The organism is Azohydromonas caseinilytica, from assembly GCF_012927045.1.
In the GTDB taxonomy this organism is placed as follows: domain Bacteria; phylum Pseudomonadota; class Gammaproteobacteria; order Burkholderiales; family Burkholderiaceae_C; genus Azohydromonas; species Azohydromonas caseinilytica.
Window position 1 is genome coordinate 469,485 of sequence record NZ_JABBFW010000002.1, and the last position, 20,744, is coordinate 490,228.

At 68.1% G+C, this 20,744-nt stretch carries 17 protein-coding genes and 1 tRNA gene; 8 read left to right on the forward strand and 10 right to left on the reverse strand.

The features are described 5' to 3' along the window. Positions 1 to 163 precede the first annotated feature (163 nt). Positions 164 to 288, reverse strand: a tRNA-OTHER gene (locus HHL10_RS05170). Between the two features lies 1 nt (position 289). Next, positions 290 to 1,222 (reverse strand): hypothetical protein, encoded by a 933-nt coding sequence (locus tag HHL10_RS05175; RefSeq protein ID WP_169159253.1) that lies wholly within the window; start codon positions 1,220 to 1,222, stop codon positions 290 to 292. A gap of 816 nt (positions 1,223 to 2,038) precedes the next feature. Here HHL10_RS05175 and HHL10_RS05180 point away from each other — a divergent pair. Then, on the forward strand, positions 2,039 to 3,466 hold the full coding sequence (locus HHL10_RS05180) for an SIR2 family protein (RefSeq protein WP_169159254.1): 1,428 nt from the start codon (positions 2,039 to 2,041) through the stop codon (positions 3,464 to 3,466). A gap of 400 nt (positions 3,467 to 3,866) precedes the next feature. Here the strand turns inward: HHL10_RS05180 and HHL10_RS05185 are convergent, their stop codons facing one another. From HHL10_RS05185 to HHL10_RS05205, 5 genes are read right to left on the reverse strand one after another with little or no spacing between them, the layout of a single operon-like run. After that, entirely contained in the window at positions 3,867 to 4,829 is a 963-nt protein-coding gene (locus HHL10_RS05185; RefSeq protein WP_169159255.1) for an MBL fold metallo-hydrolase, read from the reverse strand. Between the two features lie 29 nt (positions 4,830 to 4,858). Next, positions 4,859 to 5,278 carry an ExbD/TolR family protein gene (locus tag HHL10_RS05190; protein WP_169159256.1) on the reverse strand — a complete coding sequence of 140 codons (420 nt, stop codon included), beginning with the start codon at positions 5,276 to 5,278 and terminating at the stop codon, positions 4,859 to 4,861. A gap of 24 nt (positions 5,279 to 5,302) precedes the next feature. Next, positions 5,303 to 5,734: an ExbD/TolR family protein gene (locus HHL10_RS05195; RefSeq protein WP_169159334.1), complete on the reverse strand. Its 432-nt coding sequence runs from the start codon at positions 5,732 to 5,734 to the stop codon at positions 5,303 to 5,305. A gap of 18 nt (positions 5,735 to 5,752) precedes the next feature. Beyond that, the gene (locus tag HHL10_RS05200; protein ID WP_169159257.1) at positions 5,753 to 6,541 is read right to left on the reverse strand and encodes a MotA/TolQ/ExbB proton channel family protein; all 789 of its coding nucleotides are present in this window, start codon (positions 6,539 to 6,541) and stop codon (positions 5,753 to 5,755) included. Between the two features lie 48 nt (positions 6,542 to 6,589). Continuing rightward, a complete protein-coding gene (locus tag HHL10_RS05205; protein WP_169159258.1) occupies positions 6,590 to 7,303 on the reverse strand; it encodes an energy transducer TonB in 714 nt (237 codons plus the stop codon). Positions 7,304 to 7,507: 204 nt separating this feature from the next. Between HHL10_RS05205 and HHL10_RS05210 the strand changes: the two genes are divergently transcribed. Beyond that, positions 7,508 to 11,386, forward strand: coding sequence for a response regulator (locus tag HHL10_RS05210; RefSeq protein ID WP_169159259.1), 3,879 nt, complete (start codon positions 7,508 to 7,510; stop codon positions 11,384 to 11,386). A 9-nt stretch (positions 11,387 to 11,395) separates the two neighbouring features. Beyond that, positions 11,396 to 12,334, forward strand: a complete 939-nt coding sequence (locus tag HHL10_RS05215) for a sigma-70 family RNA polymerase sigma factor (protein WP_169159260.1) — start codon at positions 11,396 to 11,398, stop codon at positions 12,332 to 12,334. Between the two features lie 214 nt (positions 12,335 to 12,548). Here the strand turns inward: HHL10_RS05215 and HHL10_RS05220 are convergent, their stop codons facing one another. After that, complete coding sequence (locus tag HHL10_RS05220; protein ID WP_169159261.1) at positions 12,549 to 13,733, reverse strand: acetyl-CoA C-acyltransferase family protein; 1,185 nt, start codon at positions 13,731 to 13,733, stop codon at positions 12,549 to 12,551. A gap of 109 nt (positions 13,734 to 13,842) precedes the next feature. Beyond that, positions 13,843 to 14,847: a metal-dependent hydrolase gene (locus HHL10_RS05225; RefSeq protein WP_169159262.1), complete on the reverse strand. Its 1,005-nt coding sequence runs from the start codon at positions 14,845 to 14,847 to the stop codon at positions 13,843 to 13,845. A 104-nt stretch (positions 14,848 to 14,951) separates the two neighbouring features. Here HHL10_RS05225 and HHL10_RS05230 point away from each other — a divergent pair, with 104 nt between their 5' ends. Then, a complete protein-coding gene (locus HHL10_RS05230; protein ID WP_169159263.1) occupies positions 14,952 to 15,596 on the forward strand; it encodes a YitT family protein in 645 nt (214 codons plus the stop codon). Here HHL10_RS05230 and HHL10_RS05235 read toward each other — a convergent pair. Then, complete coding sequence (locus HHL10_RS05235) at positions 15,562 to 16,779, reverse strand: diguanylate cyclase domain-containing protein (RefSeq protein ID WP_169159264.1); 1,218 nt, start codon at positions 16,777 to 16,779, stop codon at positions 15,562 to 15,564. The two genes, HHL10_RS05230 and HHL10_RS05235, sit on opposite strands and share 35 nt — an antisense overlap. A gap of 182 nt (positions 16,780 to 16,961) precedes the next feature. Between HHL10_RS05235 and HHL10_RS05240 the strand changes: the two genes are divergently transcribed. The 4 genes from HHL10_RS05240 to HHL10_RS05255 all read left to right on the forward strand — a co-directional run bounded on the left by HHL10_RS05240 (position 16,962) and on the right by HHL10_RS05255 (position 20,673). Next, positions 16,962 to 17,783, forward strand: coding sequence for a TIGR00266 family protein (locus HHL10_RS05240; RefSeq protein ID WP_169159265.1), 822 nt, complete (start codon positions 16,962 to 16,964; stop codon positions 17,781 to 17,783). A 158-nt stretch (positions 17,784 to 17,941) separates the two neighbouring features. Continuing rightward, positions 17,942 to 18,961: a YncE family protein gene (locus HHL10_RS05245; RefSeq protein WP_169159266.1), complete on the forward strand. Its 1,020-nt coding sequence runs from the start codon at positions 17,942 to 17,944 to the stop codon at positions 18,959 to 18,961. Continuing rightward, positions 18,945 to 19,718: a polysaccharide deacetylase family protein gene (locus tag HHL10_RS05250; RefSeq protein ID WP_169159267.1), complete on the forward strand. Its 774-nt coding sequence runs from the start codon at positions 18,945 to 18,947 to the stop codon at positions 19,716 to 19,718. The genes HHL10_RS05245 and HHL10_RS05250 overlap by 17 nt, the downstream gene beginning before the upstream one ends. A gap of 10 nt (positions 19,719 to 19,728) precedes the next feature. Then, complete coding sequence (locus tag HHL10_RS05255) at positions 19,729 to 20,673, forward strand: sterol desaturase family protein (protein ID WP_169159268.1); 945 nt, start codon at positions 19,729 to 19,731, stop codon at positions 20,671 to 20,673. The last annotated feature ends 71 nt before the right edge of the window (positions 20,674 to 20,744 follow it).

A 20,744-nucleotide genomic window follows, 5' to 3' on the forward strand; every position in this document is an offset into this window, starting at 1 on the left:
GTTGGAACTGGCCGCGACGCTGACGCAGAGCGAAGCGATCATCATTTTGCGGCACCAGGAGACGCAGGAGCGGGTGGAGAGGGGTGTAAGCGGCGCGCGCCGGTAGCGCTGTGGCTTTGACCGCGAATACCCGCTCGTATTACTTGGAGAAATCAGAGAGTAATGGTGGCCGGTGAAGGAATCGAACCTTCGTCTTCCCTACACAAGCCAATGCTTATTAGCTTGTGTAGGGAAGCCGCGGGATTTCTCCCGCGACCTAGGAACGCACTGCCACTGTGCTAACCGGCCCTTAGTCGGTTAACCAACCAAGTTCAGTCAGTATATCAACGACTTCAGCATCAGACATGAGCAACGCTTCCTTCATGAAGTTGGTGGCAGCATTTTTTCTTCGTGCGTGTGACAAATTACCGTATCGACGTGCCAGCAGAGGTATCGTGATCTGCGAGTCATTGAGTACGTGCCTACATAGCCACTTGGCTACGTCTTGCCAAGCTTTAGAACAAAGTAGTGCATCGTTTGAGTTTAGATCGCCATAGCGGCTTGGCCTCAAGCCGTAACGGGACAATATGGCCTCATGAGGAAGTGCTTGCCATTCGGGCTCAAGAATTCCTGTGCCTTCGTCGCTTTCAGTATGAAGTTCCATGTTCCGCACAAGTCGGTAGTAGTTGACCGTTTCAAACGAAGGTGTGGTTTTTATTTTTTCGGCTTCTTTTTGAATTGCCGAAACTAGGCGTTTCTCAGGGCTGGAGCTGGCCCAAACCGTTAGTGCAAGCGTCTTAGTAATAAAATCGCCCTCGTCTAAGGCGCGCGCCAAAGTTTGGTCCTGCGTCTTAAGGGTTCGAATTTCTGCATGCGATCGAATGCGCTGACACAATGCATCTCCCGCGCTAAACACATAAGCTATATGGGAGAAAACTAAGTATGCTCGCGCATTTTTAAACGCTTCTCCTTGTAGGTGCAATGAATGGAATCCCTCTGTTTTGGCTATATCTCGAATAAATATGCTTTCGCTCGGTTGTTCGGCGATCTTCTTGGTGAATGTTCTTGCTGCTAGTTCGAGCAGGGCAAGGTGTAAATTGTGTCGACCGAGAGAGCGTCGAAAATTTCGCTCCATATCACCCGGGAACCACTGTTGATCTTGTGTGTGTTCCCGCGCGCCTTGACTTCTAGCGTTAGGCTGCGAAAGAGTCGTCCTAGGTTTTGATTTTGTGTTTGTTGTCATGATATTGCTTGAATAAATTAAATCGACTGATTTTCTTGCTCCTGCATATAGTGGAGCAACAACGCTAGTCCAAGCTCCTCGCCTGCGACAGTCTGAATGGCGTTAGAGTAAGAGCGAGCCTCTATCATGCTGTCGTAGAAGTTCGGCAATCCAACAATGTTAAGGCGAATCATGATTAATAGGCTGCTACCAAAAGCGGTCCCGCGCAATTTTGCATACAACAGTTGCAGTTTCAGAAATTTTGCCACTCTCTTGATGCGGTAACGATCAAAACAGGAGGCTCATGTGACTTTTTCACGCTGTGTAGGCTACGTAAGCATGAGGCTTTCATATAAGCTTTATTGTGCTCAATTGGTCGAAGAATGAACTTCACACGGAATAACACGAAGCATCACGATATAAATTAAAGCGACGCACTGTCGCTGGACATCGATGTAGAGGCATATACTGCCTGCACAGAGCAGTTGAAACTTAAAAATTCTGCGCATTTGAATTGAACGAGCTGATGCAGATACTTCTTGAAGTAGAATCACCGGGAAGTGGTTTTGGCACTACCGGTACGGCTTCGGTTTAAGTGATTAAGTCGTCTTGTTGAAGCGAGAGGCTGGTTTGGGGAGAAGCCGTCCTTCACCGAATGTGTTCCTGGGGGGGGGTCGTGTCTGTTGCGGTCTCGAATATCACAAGAGCCGACGCTGAGTAGATAGTCAACGTTTGAAATAAAAGACGTGCCCCGGTTCGTAGGCGCGCTTCCTCTCGATGGAAGGCTTTATACGTCGTTGGGCATAATTATCGGCAAATTACAACAGGAGCCAACCCATGCCAATGAATTACAAGCAGTACCAAGAGGAGGTCACCGCTGATGTCGCGAAGGTCCTCCGCGATGCCGAGTGTCAGCCAATTCTATTCGTCGGTTCTGGGTTTTCAAAGCGGTACGGGAAGGGACCGAACTGGGAGGAACTGTTGACAGCGCTTGCCAAGAAGTGCCCGCTCATCGACAAAGACTTTGCCTACTATAAGCAGGCGCAAAAAGGCGATCTCAAGAAGATTGGCTCAGTATTCACTGATCTTTACCGGGAATGGGCATGGGGCAAGGGCAAGAGTGAGTTTCCTGCCGAGTACTTTAGTGCGACGGCGCCCGCGGACATTTTCATCAAGCATATGATCGCAGAGCTGCTGAAGAACCTCGGACCTAACGCCAAGGGATCGTATGGCTCGAAGGACCTTGACGCAGAAATCGAAGCACTCAAAAACATTAGCGCGCATGCCATAATTACTACGAACTACGATCAGATGCTCGATCCGCTGTTCCCCGAGTATGAGCCTATCATCGGGCAGCAAATCATGCGGAAGGGATACCTAGCGATCGGAGAGATTTTTAAAATCCATGGTTGCTGCACGATACCGCAGTCGATTGTCGTCAACGAAGCAGACTATCAACGGTTCGATGAGGATCACAAGTACCTCAGCGCAAAGCTCCTGACGTACTTCATTGAGCACCCGCTCATCTTCATCGGCTACCGTGCTGACGACCCGAACATCAAGGCGATTTTGTACGACGTATACCGCATGGTGCGCGCTTCAACTGCAGACATTGTCCCAAACATCTACATTCTGCAGTGGGACCCGTCGATTACCGATGATTCGAACCCCGCGCGTGAGTACGTTATTTCAGTCGCGCCGGACATCAATATCCGGATAAAAAGCATCACCGCGAACTCCTTCGAGTGGGTTTTCAAGGCGTTTGGTCAAGCTGGCAACCTCGAAAAGATCAACACCAAGCTCCTACGCGCTCTAATGGCCCGGTCGGTCGAGCTAATTCGGTCAGATATCCCTAAAAAGTATGTCGAGATCAATTTTCAGCAACTGGAACACGCCGTTGAGTCAGGTGAGAACTTTGCGAAGCTGTTTGGTGTCACATCGCTCGCTGATCCATCGAAGGTTAACCTGGATTACAAATACACTATCAGCGGTGTTGCGCAGCAACTTGGCTTCACTTACTGGTATCCGGTTCGTGTGATGATCAGCAAAATTGCAGAGGAAACCGGATTCGACATCACGGCAACGGATAACAAATACCACATCGCGTATAAGATCGGCCACAAGTCGGACCAGCTTACGCATAAATACACCGAAGCTGCCGTTCAACTCTTCCGGAGGTACCAAAAGAGTGAGCCTTTGCAGCTTGACACTGGTGCCGTGGACGTCGACAAAACGTCCGTTGCCGCAGCCGTAGCCAAGGCCTGAATGCCTTCGACTGCGACAAACCGTCGAACAAGGACGAATGCGTCTTGGCTTATGTAAAGACCTCCGGCTCGCACCATATGCTCGGCGCACTTGCGGGTAAGTGCATTTGGTGTTGGAGTTCCGGTCGCGCTTGGATTTTCATGACGGCACGGGTAGAAATGCTCCTGCTACAGAGCAGTCATTCAGTGGCGGCCGCCGGCAGGCAGCAATGGGCATTAAGTAGTCTTTCGGATAGTAGAATTTACCCTATTCTTTATCCGAGTCTGAAATATTTGCCGTCATGCCGTCTAATGCCAGCACCAACCGTAACCAAGACACAGACCGGTAATCATAGACGCCGGCCTACGTCGGTGTAATGAGAAAATCCCAGTCGATCAGACGAACCGGAGTGCCGCACCGCTTAGCCCGCGGCCTTGGCTTCTTTATCCAACCAAACCTCAATCCCCTGCGCATTCAACTCAATATCCATTTCCAGCAATTCATGGATTTGCGCATCGGAAAGCGCACACCCATGTGCCCGCAGGCTGCCTAAATAAAGCTCGAACAGCCCGTCCTTCAGCGCCTCATGCCGCCCCGGCGCTGCCTGCAGCCGCCGGCCCAACTCGACCATCCCGTCCAGCACCTCCAGCAGCAGCTCTTTCAGCCGCGGCACGTCCTGCACGGCGCCGAAGTGCGTCAGGTACAGCCGCTCCGGCCGCAGCGCCGCGATGCGGCTCACCGACTCGCGCAGCGCGTCCGGCTCGAACTGCACCGGCGTGGAGGTCGGGAACACCCAGGCGTTCCCGTTCACGTCCAGCTCGCGGTAGCTCAATCCGAAGGTGTCGCCGGTGAAGACGCCGGCGCTGGCCTCGTCCCAGAGGCAGTGGTGGTGGCGGGCGTGGCCGGGCGTGTCCAGCACGCGCAGGGTGCGGCCGGCCAGCGTGATGCTCATGCCTTCCTCGGTGGTCTTCACGCGCGCGGCGTCCACCGGCACCAGGCGGCCGTAGGAGCGCTCCATCTCCTCGGCGCCGTAGACGGCCAGCGCGCCCTGGTACAGCACGCGCGGGTCGATCAGATGCCGCGCGCCGCGCGGATGCGCCCACAGCGTGGCCTCGGGCAGTGCCTGCATCAGCAGCCCCACGCCGCCGGCATGGTCCAGGTGCACGTGGGTCGGGATCACCAGGTCCACCGCCTCGCGCTGCAAACCCAGCGCCTCCAGCGCGGCCAGCAGCCGCGGCACGGAATGGTTGGTGCCGGTGTCGATGAAGGCGGCGCGCCCGTCCTGCACCAGCAGGTAGGCGGCATCGAAGCCCTCGCGCTGGAAGCCGGTGTCGATGGCGTACACGCCGGCGCCGGCCGGCTGCAGGAAGGTGGGGAGCGTCATGGGCTGAATGGAAATGGGGAAGGAATGACTCAGGGCAGGAACTGCTCGTTGCCCACCAGCGCGATGCGCGTGGCGCGCTGGCGCTGCGCCGCGGCCAGCACGCCGGCCACCGCCGCGTAGGGCACGGCCCGGTCGGCGCGCAGGTGCAGCTCGGGCTGCGGCACTTGCGCCGCTGCGGCGGCCAGCCGCGCCTCCAGCGCCTCGGCGCCCAGGGCCTCGCCGTTCCAGGTGACGGCGCCGGCGGCGTCCACGTCGATGCGCACGATGGTCGGCGGCGTGGGCGGCGCCGCGGGCGCGGCCACGGGCAGCTCCATCTTCACCGCGTGGGTCTGGATCGGGATGGTGACGATGAACATGATCAACAGCACCAGCATCACGTCGATCAGCGGCGTGGTGTTGATCTCGGCCATCAGGCCGTCGTCGCCGTCATCGCGGAATTGCATCGCCATCGGCGTCTTCTCCTTCGGCCCCGTTCAGCGCCCGCCGCCGGCCGGCGGCTCGGTGATGAAGCCCACCTTGCGGATGCCGATCTTCTGGCAGGCCGCCACCACGCGGCCCACGGCCTCGTAGCGCGCGGCCATGTCGCCGCGGATGTGGACTTCGGGCTGCGGGTCCTGCGCCGCCACGGCGCGCAGCCGCGCCTGCAGGGCGGCGAGGTCCAGCGGCTCCAGGCCCCAGTACAGGGCCCCGTCGCGGTCCACCGCCAGCACGATGTTCTCGGGCTTGGTCTGCGTGGGCTGGTTGCGCTCCTTGGGCAGTTCCAGCCGGATGGAGGCGGTCACCACCGGCACCGTGATCAGGAAGATGATCAGCAGCACCAGCATCACGTCCACCAGCGGCGTGGTGTTGATGGTGGAGATCATCGCCTCCTCGTCGGACGCCCCGTCCTGCGGGCTCAGGCCCATGGCCATGGCGGGGCTCCGTCAGCGCTTGCCGGCGAGCAGCACGCTGTGCAGGTCGCTGCCGAAGCCGCGCACCTGTTCCATGGCGGCCTTGTTGCGCCGGATCAGCCAGTTGTAGCCCATGACCGCCGGCACGGCGACGGCGAGGCCGAGGGCGGTCATGATCAACGCCTCGCCCACCGGGCCGGCCACCTTGTCGATGCTGGCCTGGCCGCTGATGCCGATGGCGGTGAGCGCGTGGTAGATGCCCCACACCGTGCCGAACAGGCCCACGAAGGGCGCCGTCGAGCCCACGGTGGCCAGGAAGGCGAGACCGTCCTGCAGCCGGCTGGCGACGTTGTCGATGGCGCGCTGGATCGACATCGAGATCCAGGTGTGGCGGTCGATCTGCTCGGTGAGCTTGCCCTCGTGGTGCTCGCTGGCCTTCAGCCCGGCCTCGGCGATGAAGCGGAAGGCACTGCCGTCCTGCAGCGTCTGCGTGCCGGCCTTGACGCTGTCGGCGTTCCAGAAGCTGCGCGAGGCGGCCTCGGCGCTCTTCATCAGCCGGCGCTGCTCGGCGAGCTTGGTGAAGATGACGTACCAGCTGCCCATGGACATCAGCAGCATCAGCACCAGCGTGCCGCGCGCCACCAGGTCGCCCTGTTCCCAGATCGCCTGCAGGCCGTAGGGATTGGCGACGGCCTCCCGCTGCGCGGCCGCCGGCGCGGCGGGCTCGGCCGGGGCGGCGGGCTGCGCGCCGGCATGCAGGCAGACGGTCAGCAGCCCCGCGCTCAGCAGCCGGGGCCAGAAAGGTTTGTTCTTGGAGGGCATGGTCGGGAACGGGTGCGAAGGTCGAACGGATTGAGGGGAGGCGTCGGGTCAGTCCACCAGCTTCCAGACGTACTCCACCTTGGACCAGGAGCGCTCGGGCTGGCCGTTGACGGTGCCGGGCTTGAAGCGGCACTGCGCCAGCGCCTCCACGGCCAGGCGGTCGAGCATCTTGTGCTCGCGCGTGGGGCCGGCGGAGCGGTCGATGCGGCTCTCCAGCACGTGGCCGTCGGTGTCGATGAGGAAGCTGATGACGGTGGAGCCCTGCGCCTCGGCGCGCCGCGCCGCGGCGTTGTACTCGGGCTTGGCGCAGGCCGAGAAGCTGATCACCGGCGCCGTGCGCTGCACCGGCGCCGGCGGGGCGGGCGGGGCCTCCACCGGGGGCGCGGGCGGAGCCGGCGGCGCGGGCGGCGGGGCCACCGGCACGCTGGTGATGGCGGGAGCCTGCGGCGCCGGCCGCTGCACCTCGGGCACGGGCACCACCGCGGGCGGCGGCGGCGCGGGGGCCGGACGGGGCGGCGGCGGCGCGGGGCGCGGTGGCGGAGGGGCCGGGCGTGGCGGCGGCGGAGGTGGGGGTGGAGGAGGCGGCGGGGCGGGCTTCGGCTCGTCGAGCAGCATGGCCGTCACGGGCGCCTTGACCACGTCCACCACCTTGCGCGCCAGGCCGGTGTAGAGGGCCCAGCCCAGCAGCAGGTGCATCCCCAGCACGGCCGCGATGCCGGCGAGATGGCGTGCGGGGTTGCGTTGCTGGCGGGCGAAATCCACGGGTCGGACGGCTGGCAAGGCCGGAGCTGCAGGGGAAGGCCCGCGAGCGGGCGAGGCCGGCGACTATAGCTTGCCCTGTCCGGGGGGCATGGCAGCACGCTTGCTGGGGTTTCCGGGCGCCTGAGCATCATGTCCGTCCGCCCCATCAAGAACTTCAATGAACCCGGGCTTTCACCTTGATCACTGCCGCACCGGAGGGACTCGATGAGCCGAGGCGCCAAGCCGCGCGCCAGCCTGTGGGGCTCCTTGCTGCTGCTGACGGTGTTCACCGTCGTGCTGACCGTGCTGGGCATCCGGGCGCTGTACCGGCAAGACGAGCAGCGGGAGGCCGCGCGGCTGGAGGCGGTGGCCGAGCTGCGCGCCAACCAGGTGGCCGGCTGGCTGGAGGGGATGCACCGCGCCGCGCGCTTCTTGGGCACCAGCCAGCCGCTGGCCAACCTGTTTCGCCAGTGGCGCGACGAGGGCAGCGACAGCGCCTGGGCCGTGCTGCAGGAGCGGTTGCAGGGCTACCGGGCGGTCATCAATGCGCGCGAGGTGCTGGTCATGGACGCCCAGGGCCGGGTGCTGCAGCAGGACGGGCCGGCCGATGCCTCGCCCGCGCCCGAGCTGCAGACGGCCATCGCGCGGGCGCTGTCCACCGGCGAGGTGCAGCACAGCGGCCTCTACGAGCAGCCCGGGCTGCCGCTGCCGCTGAGGCTGGACGTGGTGGCGCCCCTGGTCCACAGCGGCACGCCGGCGCGGGCGCTGCTGGTGTTCCGCGTGGACCCGCACACCGAGCTCTATCCCCTGCTGCGCCGCTGGCCCGTGCCCAGCGAGACGGCCGAGACCGTGCTGTGGCGCCGGGACGGCGAGCAGGCCCTGGCCCTGACCCCGCTGCGCAGCGACCCGCAGGCTCCGCTGCGGCTGCGCCGGCCGCTGGACCTGCAGGACTGGGTGCTGGGGCGCGTGATGGGCCAGCCCGACTCGCCCAGCGCCGTGACGGACCGGATGGATTTCCTCGGCGTGCCGGTGCTGGCCGCCTGGCGCGCGGTGCCGGACACGGACTGGGTGCTGGTGGCCAAGATGGACCGCGGCGAAGCCCTGGCCGCCACGCAGCGCCTGGCCGCCAGCATCGGCGCCGCGGCCGCCGCGCTGCTGGCCGCTGCCGCCACGGCGCTGTACCTGCAGCGCCAGCGCCGCACGCTGGAGGAATCGCGGCGCCTGGCCGCGGCGCAGCAGGAGCGGCTGCGCGCGCTCACCCTGCTGGAAGCGATTTCCGAGAACTCCACCGACGCCATCTTCGTGAAGGACCTGCAGGGCCGTTACCTGCTGTGCAACCGCGCAACGGCGCAGGCGCTGGGCCGCAGCGTTGATGAGGTGCGCGGAAGGGACGACCGGGAGCTGATGTCGGCCGAGGACGCCGCCCATGTGCGCGCCAGCGACGAACGGGCCCTGGTGGAAGACACCGTCGCCACCCGCCTGGAGCACATCCATACGGTGCGGGGGGCGCGGACTTACCTCACCACCAAGGGGCCGCTGCGCGACGGTCAGGACCGTGTGATCGGGCTGTTCAGCATCGCGCGCGACATCACGGAGATGGATGCCGCGCAGGACCGGCTGCGGCGGCTGTCGCTGGCGGTGGAGCAGAGCCCCAACGGCGTCGTCATCACCGACCGCCAGGGGCTCATCCACTATGCCAATGCCGCCTGGGCCGACTTCGTGGGCGAGCCGGTGCAGGCCTTCCCGGGCCGCAGCCTGCGCGAGGCCGGGCTGGGCCAGGCCAAGGTGGGTGCCCTGTGGGCGGCGCTGGACGCCGCCTTGCCCTGGACGGGCGAGCTGCGCCTGGGCGGCCGCCAGGGCGAGCCGCGCGACCTGCTCGTGCGCCTGGCTCCCATCCAGCATCCCGAGGGGCGCGAGCAGGAGCTGCTGCTGGTGTTCGAGGACGTGACGGCGCTGCGCTGCCAGGCCGCCGAGCTGGCGCAGCACCGCGACCTGCTGGAGCAGCGCGTGGCCGAGCGCACGCGCCAGCTGGAGGACGCCAACCGCGCGCTGCGCGTGCAGGCCGAGGAGGTGGCCACGCTCTACAACCGTGCGCCCTGCGGCTACCACTCCACCGACACGGACGGCACCTTCGTGGCCATCAACGACACCGAGCTGGCCATGCTCGGCTACCGGCGCGAGGAGCTGGTCAACCGGCTTCGCCTGCCCGACCTGATGCCGCCGGCGCAGCGCCCGCTGTTCGCCCAGTACCGCGCGCAGCTGGAGCGGCTGGGCATGCTGCGCGGCCTGGAATACGACCTCGTGCGCAAGGACGGCAGCGTGCTGCCGGTGGTGGTGGACGTGGTGGCCGAGCTCGACAGCCGGGGCCGGCTGCTGCGCACCCGCGCCACCATGTTCGACAACCGCGAGCGCAAGGCACGCGAGGCCGAGATCCAGGCGCTGACGGCGCGGCTGGCGCAGCGCGCCGACGAGGCCGAGGCCGCCAACCGGGCCAAGAGCGCGTTCCTGGCCAACATGAGCCACGAGATCCGCACCCCGCTCAACGCCATCATCGGCCTGACCCACCTGCTGCGGCGCGACCAGCCCACGCCGGCGCAGGCCGAGCGCCTGGCCACGATGGAGGACGCCGCGCAGCACCTGCTGGGCGTCATCAACGACGTGCTGGACCTCTCCAAGATCGAGGCCGGCAAGCTGGAGCTGGAGCGCGTGGACTTCCGCCTCGACGAGCTGCTGTCGCGCAGCTGCGCGCTCGTGGCCCAGGCCGCGCACCAGAAGAACCTGGAGCTGGTGGTGGACGGCACCGGGCTGCCCGAGGCGCTGCACGGCGACCCGACGCGGCTGTCGCAGGCGCTGGTGAACCTGCTGAGCAACGCCGTGAAGTTCACGCACCAGGGCATGGTGCTGCTGCGCGCCGAGCCGCTGCGGCGCGAGGAGGTGGAGCTGTTGGTGCGCTTCGAGGTGCGCGACACCGGCATCGGCATCGCGGCCGGGCAGCGCGCGCAGCTGTTCCAGGCTTTCGAGCAGGCCGACAGCTCCACCACGCGGCGCTTCGGCGGCACCGGGCTGGGCCTGGCCATCACGCGGCGGCTGGTGCAGCTCATGGGCGGCGAGATCGGCGTGGACAGCGTGCCGGAGCAGGGCAGCCGCTTCTGGTTCACCGTGCCGCTGCGCGTGGCGCGGGACGTGCCCGGGCCGATGCTGCCGCTGGCGCTGCAGGGCCAGCGCGCGCTGCTGGTGGACGACCTGCCCGAGGCCCGCGAGGCGCTGGAGCACATGCTGCAACTGATGGGGCTGCGGGTGGACCAGGCCGGCTCCGGCGCGCAGGCGCTGCAGGCCGTGCAGGCGGCGCGGCAGCGCCACGAGCCCTACGAGCTGCTGCTCGTCGACTGGCAGATGCCGGACATGGACGGCCTGCAAACCCTGCAGCAGCTCCGGCGCCTGGGCGGCGAGCTGCCGCCGAGCCTGCTGGTGACGGGGCACGACCCGGACGCGCTGGAGGCGGTGGCGCGGCGGGCCGGCTTCGCGGGCGTGCTGATGAAGCCGCTGACGGCCTCCACGCTGCTGGACCGCCTGGTGCAGCTGCCGCTGTCCGCGTCCCCGCCGGCGATGCCGATGCCCGTGGCCGTGCCGGCCTCCGGGTCCGCGCAGGCCACTACGCCGGCCGCCGGCGCGGCGGCGCTGCGGACGCGCTTTGCCGGCACGCGGGTGCTGCTGGTGGAGGACAACCCCGTCAATCGCGAGCTGGCCATGGAGCTGCTGCGCTTTGCCGGCTTCGAGGTGGACTGTGCCGACGACGGCGCCGAGGCCGTGGCGAAGGTGCGCGGGCACAAGGCTGGCTACGCGCTGATCCTCATGGACATGCAGATGCCGGTGATGGACGGGTTGCAGGCGGCGCGCGCTATCCGGGCGCTGCCCGAAGGGCGGCAGGTGCCCATCCTGGCCATGACGGCCAATGCCTTTGCCGAGGACCGCGCCGCCTGCATCGAGGCCGGCATGAACGACTACATCCCCAAGCCCGTCAATCCGGTATTGCTTTACGCCACGCTGGAGCGCTGGCTGGAGCGTGAAATCCGGCAAGCTCTCCCCCGAAAGAGGGAGGCCTAGAATCGGCTCATGGTTCTCCCTATGCAAGGCGTCCCGTCGGCATTGATTGCCCGCAACGAATCCTGGGTGCGCAAGCAGGCGCAGGCCCTGGTGCGGCATCTGCCGGCCAACGTCGAAAAGGCTGACCTGATCCAGGTCGGGCTCATTGCCGTGGCACAGGCCGCATTGAGCTTCGAGTGGGAGGGCGACCGCGACACCGAAGAGGCGAAAGAGGCTTTCGTGCGCTATGCGCGCATGCGGGTCAAGGGCGCGATGCTCGACGAGCTGCGCCAGATGGACCACCTGGGCCGTGGCCAGCGGCGCAAGGTCAAGATCATCCAGATCGCGCGCGAGCGCTGGCGCGCCACCAACGGCGGCGAGCCCACGCTGGCGCAGCTCAGCAAGGTCTGCGGCATCAGCGTGGACGAGATTTCCGCGCTGGAGATGCTGGACCAGGCCGGGCGCACGCGCAGCAGCAGCGGGCCCGACTCGGACTTCGACGAGCCGCACCACGAGTTCCACCCCGCCACCGAGAAGGAAGAGGTGGAGGCGCGCGTGGACACCAGCATCGTCATGCGCCACCTGGAGAAGTTCTTCGCGCAGCTGCCCGAGCGCGACCGCCAGGTGATCGATTCCTACCTGGGCGTGGGCATGACGCCGGTGGAGCTGGCGGCCTCGCTCAAGGTCACGCCCTCGCGCGTGTCGCAGCTCTACAAGTCGGTGCTGCAGCGCATCTCCAACCACTTCGGGCATCCGGGGCAGCACCGCGTGGTGGACCGCGTGCCCGCCGTGGCGGCCAAGCATTTCGACGAGCTGGTCCAGCAGCGCGAGAAGGAGCTCGAAGCCTCGCCCACCGACGGGCCGTGGGGCGAGCTCATCGAGAACGTGCTCACCAAGCCCAAGGAGCAGTTCGGCGCGCCCCCGGGCGACGAGCGCATCTCGGTCAGCAGCACGACGCGCTGGGGGTGATTCGCATCCCACGAAGCTCGTGAACTCACGACTCCCGTTCGGGCTGAGCCTGTCGAAGCCCCCGCGGCGGCATCCGGGCGCATGCCCTTCGACAAGCTCAGGGCGAACGGGTGGTGTGGCGTCCGGTGCCGACTGGGGTTTGTGAAACACAAAGGGCCCGCGGGGCCCTTTGTTTGTATGGAGACACGCCCCGGCTAGCCGGGGCGTTGTTCCGTCAGCAGCGCTCGAACACCGCCGCGATGCCCTGGCCCCCGCCGATGCACATGGTCACCAGCGCGTAGCGGCCCTGCACGCGCTGCAGCTCGTGCAGCGCCTTGGTGGCGATGATCGCGCCCGTGGCGCCCACCGGGTGGCCCAGCGAGATGCCGGAGCCGTTGGGGTTGACCTTGGCCGGGTCGAGGTCGAGCTCCTTGCTCACCGCGCAGGCCTGGGCCGCGAAGGCCTCGTTGGACTCGATCACGTCCAGGTCCGCCACCTTCAGCCCCGCGCGCTGCAGCGCCAGCCGGGTGGCCGGCACCGGGCCGATGCCCATGACCTCGGGCTCCACGCCGGCGTGGGCGTAGGCCACCAGGCGCGCGATGGGTTTCAGGCCGCCGGCCTTGACGGCATTGCCGCTGGCCAGCACCAGCGCGCCGGCGCCGTCGTTGATGCCCGAGGCATTGCCGGCGGTGACGCGGCCGTTCTCCTTGCGGAAGGCGGGCTTCATCTTGGCCAGCGTCTCCAGCGAGGTGTCGGCCTTGACGTGCTCGTCCACCTCGAAGCTCACCGTGCCCTTGCGGGTGACGATCTGCACCGGGGCGATCTGGTCCTTGAAGCGGCCCGCGGCAATCGCGGCGGCGGCGCGTTGGTGGCTTTGCACGGCCAGCGCGTCCATCTGCTCGCGCGTGATGCCGAAGCGGTCGGCCACGTTCTCGGCGGTCACGCCCATGTGGATGCGGCCGAAGGGGTCGTGCAGGATGCCCAGCATGTAGTCCTGCAGCTGCGCGTCGCCCATGCGCTGGCCCCAGCGCGCGGCGGGCATCAGGTACGGGCCGCGGCTCATGTGCTCGGCGCCGGCGCCGATGGCGAACTCGCAGTCGCCCAGCATGATCGCCTGCGAGGCCGAGACGATGGCCTGCAGGCCCGAGCCGCACAGGCGGTTGACGTTGAAGGCCGGCGTCTCGTTGGGGCAGCCGGCGTTGAGGGCGGCGACGCGGCTCAGGTAGGCGTCGCGGGCCTCGGTGGGAATCACGTTGCCCATGGCCAGGTGGCCGATGCGCTGCGGATCGACGCCGCTCCTGTCGAGCGCGGCCTTGACGGCAGTGGTGGCCAGGTCTGCCAGCGGCGTGTCCTTGAGCGTGCCGCCGAAGGTGCCGATGGCCGTGCGCATGGCCGAGAGAACGAACACTTCCTGAGTCATGTGGGGTGCCTCTGTTGTGTGGAGTTGTTCACGTTAGGCGCGACAACCCACACAAAGCTGACAAAAAGAGGCCCCCTGGGGCTTGTCCCGAGTCGTCGGATGACTTAGCTCAACGCGGCGGCGGCAGCGGCCGGCCCAGCATGCGCGGCCACAGCCAGGCCAGGGCGCGCCCGGTGTCGATGCGTCCGCCCACCTGGCGCGGCGGCACGGGCCGCACCGCGCCGTCGGCCTCCTGCCGCGCCACCACGAAGCCAAACACGTACTGCGGCTCCTGGCCCATGCGCAGGTCCGTGATCAGCAGCTCCTCGCCCGCCTGGGCGAGCTTGTAGAAGCCGTGGCTGAAGCTGCGCACATGCTGCGCCGCCTGCACCGGGCGCAGCAGCGGCGCCAGGGCGGTGCCGCGGTCGAAGCGCTCGAAGGCCATGGTGTCGCCGCGGTCCAGCAGCGACCTGAAACCCTCGTGGTAGTGGCCGTCCTGCACCAGCACCACGCGCCACAGGAGGGTGTTCAGCGGCGCGGGCGTGACCAGCACGCGCTGCGGCGCCAAGCCCTGCGCCCGCGCCGAGGCCAGCGCCAGCCGCTGCACCTGCTGCTGGGCCACCACGCTCCAGGCGATGTAGCCCACGGACAGGGCCAGGCCGAGCAGGTTCCAGCGCCGCCCGCGCGCGCCGCGCAGCGCCAGCGCTGCCAGCAGTCCGCCCAGCAGCGGCAGCGTCACCAGCGGATCGATGATGAACAGCGAGCCCACGGCGAAGGGGTGGTCGCTGAAGGGCAGGGCCAGCCGCGTGCCGTAGACGGTCATCAGGTCCAGCAGCGGGTGCGTCAGCAGCGCCAGCGTGGTGGCCAGCCACCAGCGCTTGAAGCCGCCGCCGAGCCAGCGCGCCATCGGCGCGGCCAGCAGCGGGGCCAGCAGCGCCAGCCACAGCAGCGAGTGGCTGTGGCCGCGGTGCAGCACCATGTTGCTCACGGCATCGCCGTGGTCGATGAGCACGTCCAGGTCGGGCAGGGTGTTGCAGACCGCGCCCCACAGCGCGGCTTTCCAGGGGGCGATGCGGCGCCCCAGCACGGCTACGCCGAGGGTGGCGCCCAGGGCGACATGAGTGAGGGAGTCCATGGGGCGATGCTGCCAGCCCGGCAGGCGGCACGCCGGGCGCGGGCCATCGCGGGCGCGGCCGGCCGCGCGGACTGCGGAACAATCGCGCCTTTGCCCGCAGTGCCATGACCACCCCCGCCACGTCTTCCCCCGCCGCCGCCGCCGCCCCGGCCGAGGCCTTGCGCCACAGTGCCTTCGAGGACGTGCTGGCGCTGGTGATGGGCACGCTGTTCATCGCGCTGGCGGTGGCGATGTTCCAGCACGCGGGGCTGCTGGCCGGCGGCACGGCCGGGCTGGCCTTTCTCGCCCACTACCTGCTGGACGTGCCCTTCGGTGCGGCCTTCTTCGTGCTGAACCTGCCCTTCTACGCGCTGGCCTGGGTGCGCATGGGCCGGCGCTTCACGGCCAAGACGGTGGTGGCGGTGTCGCTGCTGTCGCTGTTCACCGCCGCGCAGGCGCAGTGGGTGGACTTCGGGCGGCTGGCGCCGCTGTACGCGGCGGTGCTGGGCGGGATGCTGCTGGGCGCGGGCTTCCTGATCCTGTTCCGGCACCGGGCCAGCCTGGGCGGCGTGGGCATCCTGGCATTGGTGCTGCAGGAGCGCCGCGGCTGGCGCGCGGGCCATGTGCAGATGGCCATCGACTGCGCCATCGTCGCGGCGGCGCTGTTCACCGTGTCCTGGCAGCGCGTGGCGCTGTCCATCGTCGGCGCGGTGGCGCTGAACCTGGTGCTGGCGCTCAACCACCGGCCCGGGCGCTACGTGGCGCAGTAGCGCCCAGCGGCCACGGATCGCGCGCGCCCAGGCGGCGGCTTTCCACGAACACCGGCTCGCGCTCGCCGGCGGCGGCGCTGACGGCGCGGCCGGGCCCCTGGCGCCGGGCCTCGGCCAGCGCCAGGCGCGCGCGGTGCAGGCCCTGCGCCAAGTCCTCGCCCGCGCGCAGCTCGCCCACGCCGAAGCTCAGGCTCAACGGCGGCGGCGGCTCCAGCAGCGCCAGGGCCTGCACGCGCTCGGCGATGCGCGCCGCCGCCGCCATGGCGTTGCGCAGCGTGGTGCCGGGCAGCAGCAGCACGAAGGCATCGCCGTGGCGGCCGGCGAGGTCGTGCCCGCGCAGCGTGGCATGCACGCCGTGCGCCACCACGCGCTGGCGCGCGCGCACGCGGGCCTCCTCCTGGTTGGCCTGCGGATGGGGATCGATGTCGAACAGCAGCACCGCCGAGGGCCGGGTCTCGCGCCGCAGCAGCCGCCGCGCCAGCACCTCGAAATGGGCGCTGCCCGGGGCCAGCAGCTCGCGCCGGCCCAGCATGCGCAGCCGCCGGCGCGACTCGCGCAGCGCGCTCTCCGCGCGCTCGTGCGCCAGCAGCGCCGCCACGCCGCTGGCGGCCATGGCCAGCAGGGCATTGAGCATCAGCGCCGCCGGCGCGGCCCAGGCCTGCGCCTGCAGTGCCAGCCAGGCGGCCAGGCCCTGCAGCGTGGCGCCGGTGGCCAGCGTCAGCGCCGAGATGCGCAGCACGAAGCTGTGGCGGTGCGCCTGGGCGCGGGCCAGCACCAGCGCGACGCAGGCCTGCAGCGCCGCGGCCAGCACCGCGGCATGCGCGTCGCGCTGCGGGCCTTCCTCGAACTCCAGGCCCAGCGCCCACAGCGCCGCCAGCCCGGCCAGCAGCGCGTCGCCCCCGGCGCTGCCGGGCAGGCGCTGGCGCGCGTCGAAGCGGCGCAGCCCCTGCAGCGCCGCCAGCGGCCACAGCGACAGCAGCCACAGCCCCAGGCCCGCCAGCAGCCGCGACTCCTCGCCCGCGAGCTGCAGCGCCGCGCCGGCTGCGGCCAGCGCCGGCGCCGCCACCCAGCCCCAATGGCCGCGCGGCATGGCATGCAGCAGGCCCCAGGCAGCCATCAGCAGCGCCACGCCGGCGGTGAGCACCAGGTCGGCCAGCAGCAGGGTCGGAAGGTCGGGTTGCATCGTCACCGGGCGCCGCCGGCCAGTGTGGTGGGGACGCAGCCGCACTGTCGCTATCGGCAAGGCACGGACTGCAACCGCCTGCATCACCCTGACGGCCCGGCTGACGCCTGGATACAGCAGGGCCGGTGCCTGGGGGGGTTGGTTACCATCGCCGCGCTTTCAACACCCAGGGGGTTTGCACCATGGCCATGGACGTCGTCGATTACGAAATCAAGGGCGCGGAGATGCAGTTCGTCGAGATCGAGCTCGATCCCGGCGAGGCCGCGGTGGGCGAGGCCGGCAGCCTGATGTTCATGGACGGCGGCATCGCCATGGACACGGTGTTCGGCGACGGCGCGCGCCAGGGCGGCGGCGGCCTGTTCGGCAAGCTGTTGGGCGCGGGCAAGCGGCTCATCACCGGCGAGTCGCTGTTCACCACCGTCTACACCAACCAGGCGCCGGGCAAGCAGCGCGTGGCCTTCGCCGCGCCCTACCCGGGCAAGATCCTGCCGATGGACCTGCGCCAGCTCGGCGGCACGCTCATCTGCCAGAAGGACGCATTCCTGTGCGCCGCGCGCGGCGTCTCGCTGGGCATCTACCTGCAGCAGAAGCTCTCGGTGGGCTTCTTCGGCGGCGAGGGTTTCATCATGCAGCGCCTCGACGGCGACGGCCTGGCCTTCGTGCACGCCGGCGGCACCGTGGTGCGGCGCGAGCTGCAGCCCGGGCAGACGCTGCTGATCGACACCGGCTGCGTGGTGGCGATGACGCCCAGCGTCAACTTCGAGATCCAGTACGTCGGCAAGATCAAGACGGCGCTGTTCGGCGGGGAAGGGCTGTTCTTCGCGCGCGTCACCGGCCCGGGCACGGTGTGGCTGCAGAGCCTGCCCTTCTCGCGCCTGGCCTCGCGCGTGTTCGCGGCCGCGCCGCAGACCGGCGGCGGCGGGCGCGAGGAGGGCTCGATCCTGCCCATGGCGGCCGGCGCCGGGCTGCTGGGCGGCCTCTTTGGCGGCGGCGACGACGATTGATAAGGCACGCGCTCCGGCGTGCGCGCCGGGGTGCCGCAGCGGCGGGCGGCACGTGCATGGCGGGACCGTGACGGACGTCAACATCCGAGCAGCCCGCCGGGCTGTCGGGCCGGGGTGGCTTGACTACACTGACGCCCCCTGCAAACGGTGGTGGACCCATGAAGCTGTTCTCGACGGTGGCGCGCGCTGGCGCCGGTGTGTTTTTACTGGCCGCCGCATCCTGGGCCGCCGCCCAGGGCGCCGCTGCCGCCACCGCCTTGCCGCCGGTGTTCGTGCTCAATTCGCAGGACGCCAACGTCAGCGTCCTGGACCGCGCCACCATGCAGCCGCGCGCGCTCATTCCCACCGGCAAGGAGCCGCACCACCTCTACCTGACGCCGGACGAGAAGTCGATCGTCGTGGCCAACGCGCTGGCCGACTCGCTGACCTTCATCGACCCCAAGACCGCGCAGGTGCAGCGCACGGTGACGGACATCAGCGACCCCTACCACCTGCGCTTCTCGCCGGACATGAAGTGGTTCGTCACGGCGGCCAACCGCCTCAACCACATCGACATCTACAAGTGGCAGCCCGCCAACGCCGCGCAGCCGCTGCAGCTGGCCAAGCGCATCCCGGCCGGGCGCACGCCCAGCCACCTGTCCATCGACAGCAAGTCCACGGTGGTCTACGGCTCCTTGCAGGACAGCGACGAGCTCATCGCCATCGACCTGCACACCCAGACCCCGCGCTGGCGCGTGCCCGTGGGCAAGATGCCCGCGGACGTCTACCTCACGCCCGACGACCGCACGCTGCTGGTGGGGCTGACCGGCGACGAGGTGGTGGAGGCCTACGACGTCAGCGGCGCGCAGCCGAAGCTGATCAAGCGCATCCCCACCGGCAAGGGCGCGCACGCCTTCCGTTCGAGCGGTGACGGCAAGCACATCTTCGTGTCCAACCGCGTGGCCAACACGATCAGCAAGATCGACACGCAGGCGCTCGCGGTGGTGGCCGACTATCCCGCGCCGGGCGGCCCGGACTGCATGGAGCTGCTCTCCGACGGCAAGACGCTGCTGGTGTCCTCGCGCTGGGCGCGCAAGGTCACGGTGATCGACACCGAGAAGAAGCAGATCGTGCAGCAGGTGGCGGTGGGCCGTTCGCCGCACGGCATCTGGACGCTGGACCATGCGTCGCGCCGCTAGCGTCCTGACCCTTGGCCTCGGGCTGGCGGCCGGCTGGGCCGCGGCGCAGCCCTGCGACAAGCCGGTGTACCTGACCTTCGACACCGGCCACATGGGCGTCGCGCCGCTGGTGGCGCAGGTGCTGCAGCGCCAGGGCGTCAAGGCCACCTTCTTCCTGGCCGACGAGCGCACGCTCGACGGGGGCGGCAGCCTGGACGAGCACTGGGCGCCGTGGTGGCGCGCGCGTGCCGCCGAAGGTCATGCCTTCGGCTCGCACACCTGGGACCACGTGGTATGGCGCGGCGACGAGCGCGGCGCCTTCCGCATGCAGCCCACGGCCGGTGAGCAGGCCGGCCAGCGCCTGACCATGGATGAGGCGGCGTACTGCGCCGAGCTGAAGAAGCCGGCCCAGCGCTTCGAGGCCATGACGGGCCGGAAGATGTTGCCGCTGTTTCGCGCGCCCGGCGGCAAGACCTCGCCGGCGCTGCTGGCGGCGGCGCAGCGCTGCGGCTTCACGCACGTGGGCTGGGCGCCGGCCGGCTTCCTGGGCGACGAGCTGCCCAGCGAGCGCTATCCGAACGACAGGCTGCTGGCGCAGGCGCTGCGCGACATTCGCCCGGGCGACATCCTGCTGGCGCACCTGGGCATCTGGTCGCGCAAGGACCCCTGGGCCCCGGCGGTGCTGGAGCCGTTGATCGAGGGCCTGAAGCAGCGCGGCTTCTGCTTCGCCACGTTGCGCGAGCATCCAAAGTACGCGGCGCTGGCCGCCGGACGTTGAACTCGACCCCATGCAATGGTTCATTGACCTTTTTGCGCAGGCGCAGCAGCTGCTGTTCGAGCGGGTGGTGCAGCCGCTGCTGTTCGAGCTGGGCCTGGCCAGCGTGATGGAGGACGCCTTCGTTGCCACCGGCTGGCTGCTGGTGGGGCTGCTGCAGATCGTGGTGATGCTGACCTTCATGCGCGCGCTGGAGCGCTGGCGCCCGGTGGAGCCGGTGGCGGACCGCCGCGCCGTGCGCGTGGACATGCTCTACACGCTCATCCACCGCCTGGGCCTGTTCCGCGTGGTGCTGTTCTTCACGCTCGATCCGCTGTGGGACCTGCTCATCGGCCGGCTGCGCGTGCAGGGGCTGCCCACCTTCCAGCTCGACGCGCTGTGGCCGGGCGTCACCGACATCGCGCTGGTGAGCTTCGCCCTGTACCTGGTGCTGTTCGACTTCGTCGACTACCTGCTGCACCGCGGCCAGCACCGCTTCCGCTGGTGGTGGAACCTGCACGGGCTGCACCACAGCCAGCGCCAGATGACGCTGTGGAGCGACAACCGCAACCACCTGCTGGACGACGTCATCCGCGACAGCGCGCTGGTGATCCTGGGGCTGCTGGTGGGCATCGCGCCGGGGCAGTTCGTGGCCGTGGTGGCCTGCACGCAGCTGCTGGAGAGCCTTTCGCACGCCAACGTGCGCCTGTCCTACGGGCCGCTGGAGGGCTGGCTGGTGAGCCCGCGCTACCACCGCTGGCACCACCGCACCGGCGACGGCGAGGTGGCCGACGGCCATGGCCGCCCGGGCGGGGACAATTTCTCGGTGCTGTTCCCGATCTGGGACCGGCTCTTCGGCACCGCCTACTTCGGCGAGCACTACGAGCGCACCGGACTGCCCGAGGACGGGCGCGACTGGGGGCGCAGCTTCTGGGCCCAGCAGTGGCTCGGGATCAAGCGGCTGGCCGGCCGTGCCTGAGCGGTCGGCGCCACACTGCGCTTCGATGCGCCGTGCCGCGGCGCCTGAACCTGCCGGCTGCTGGCCGGTCC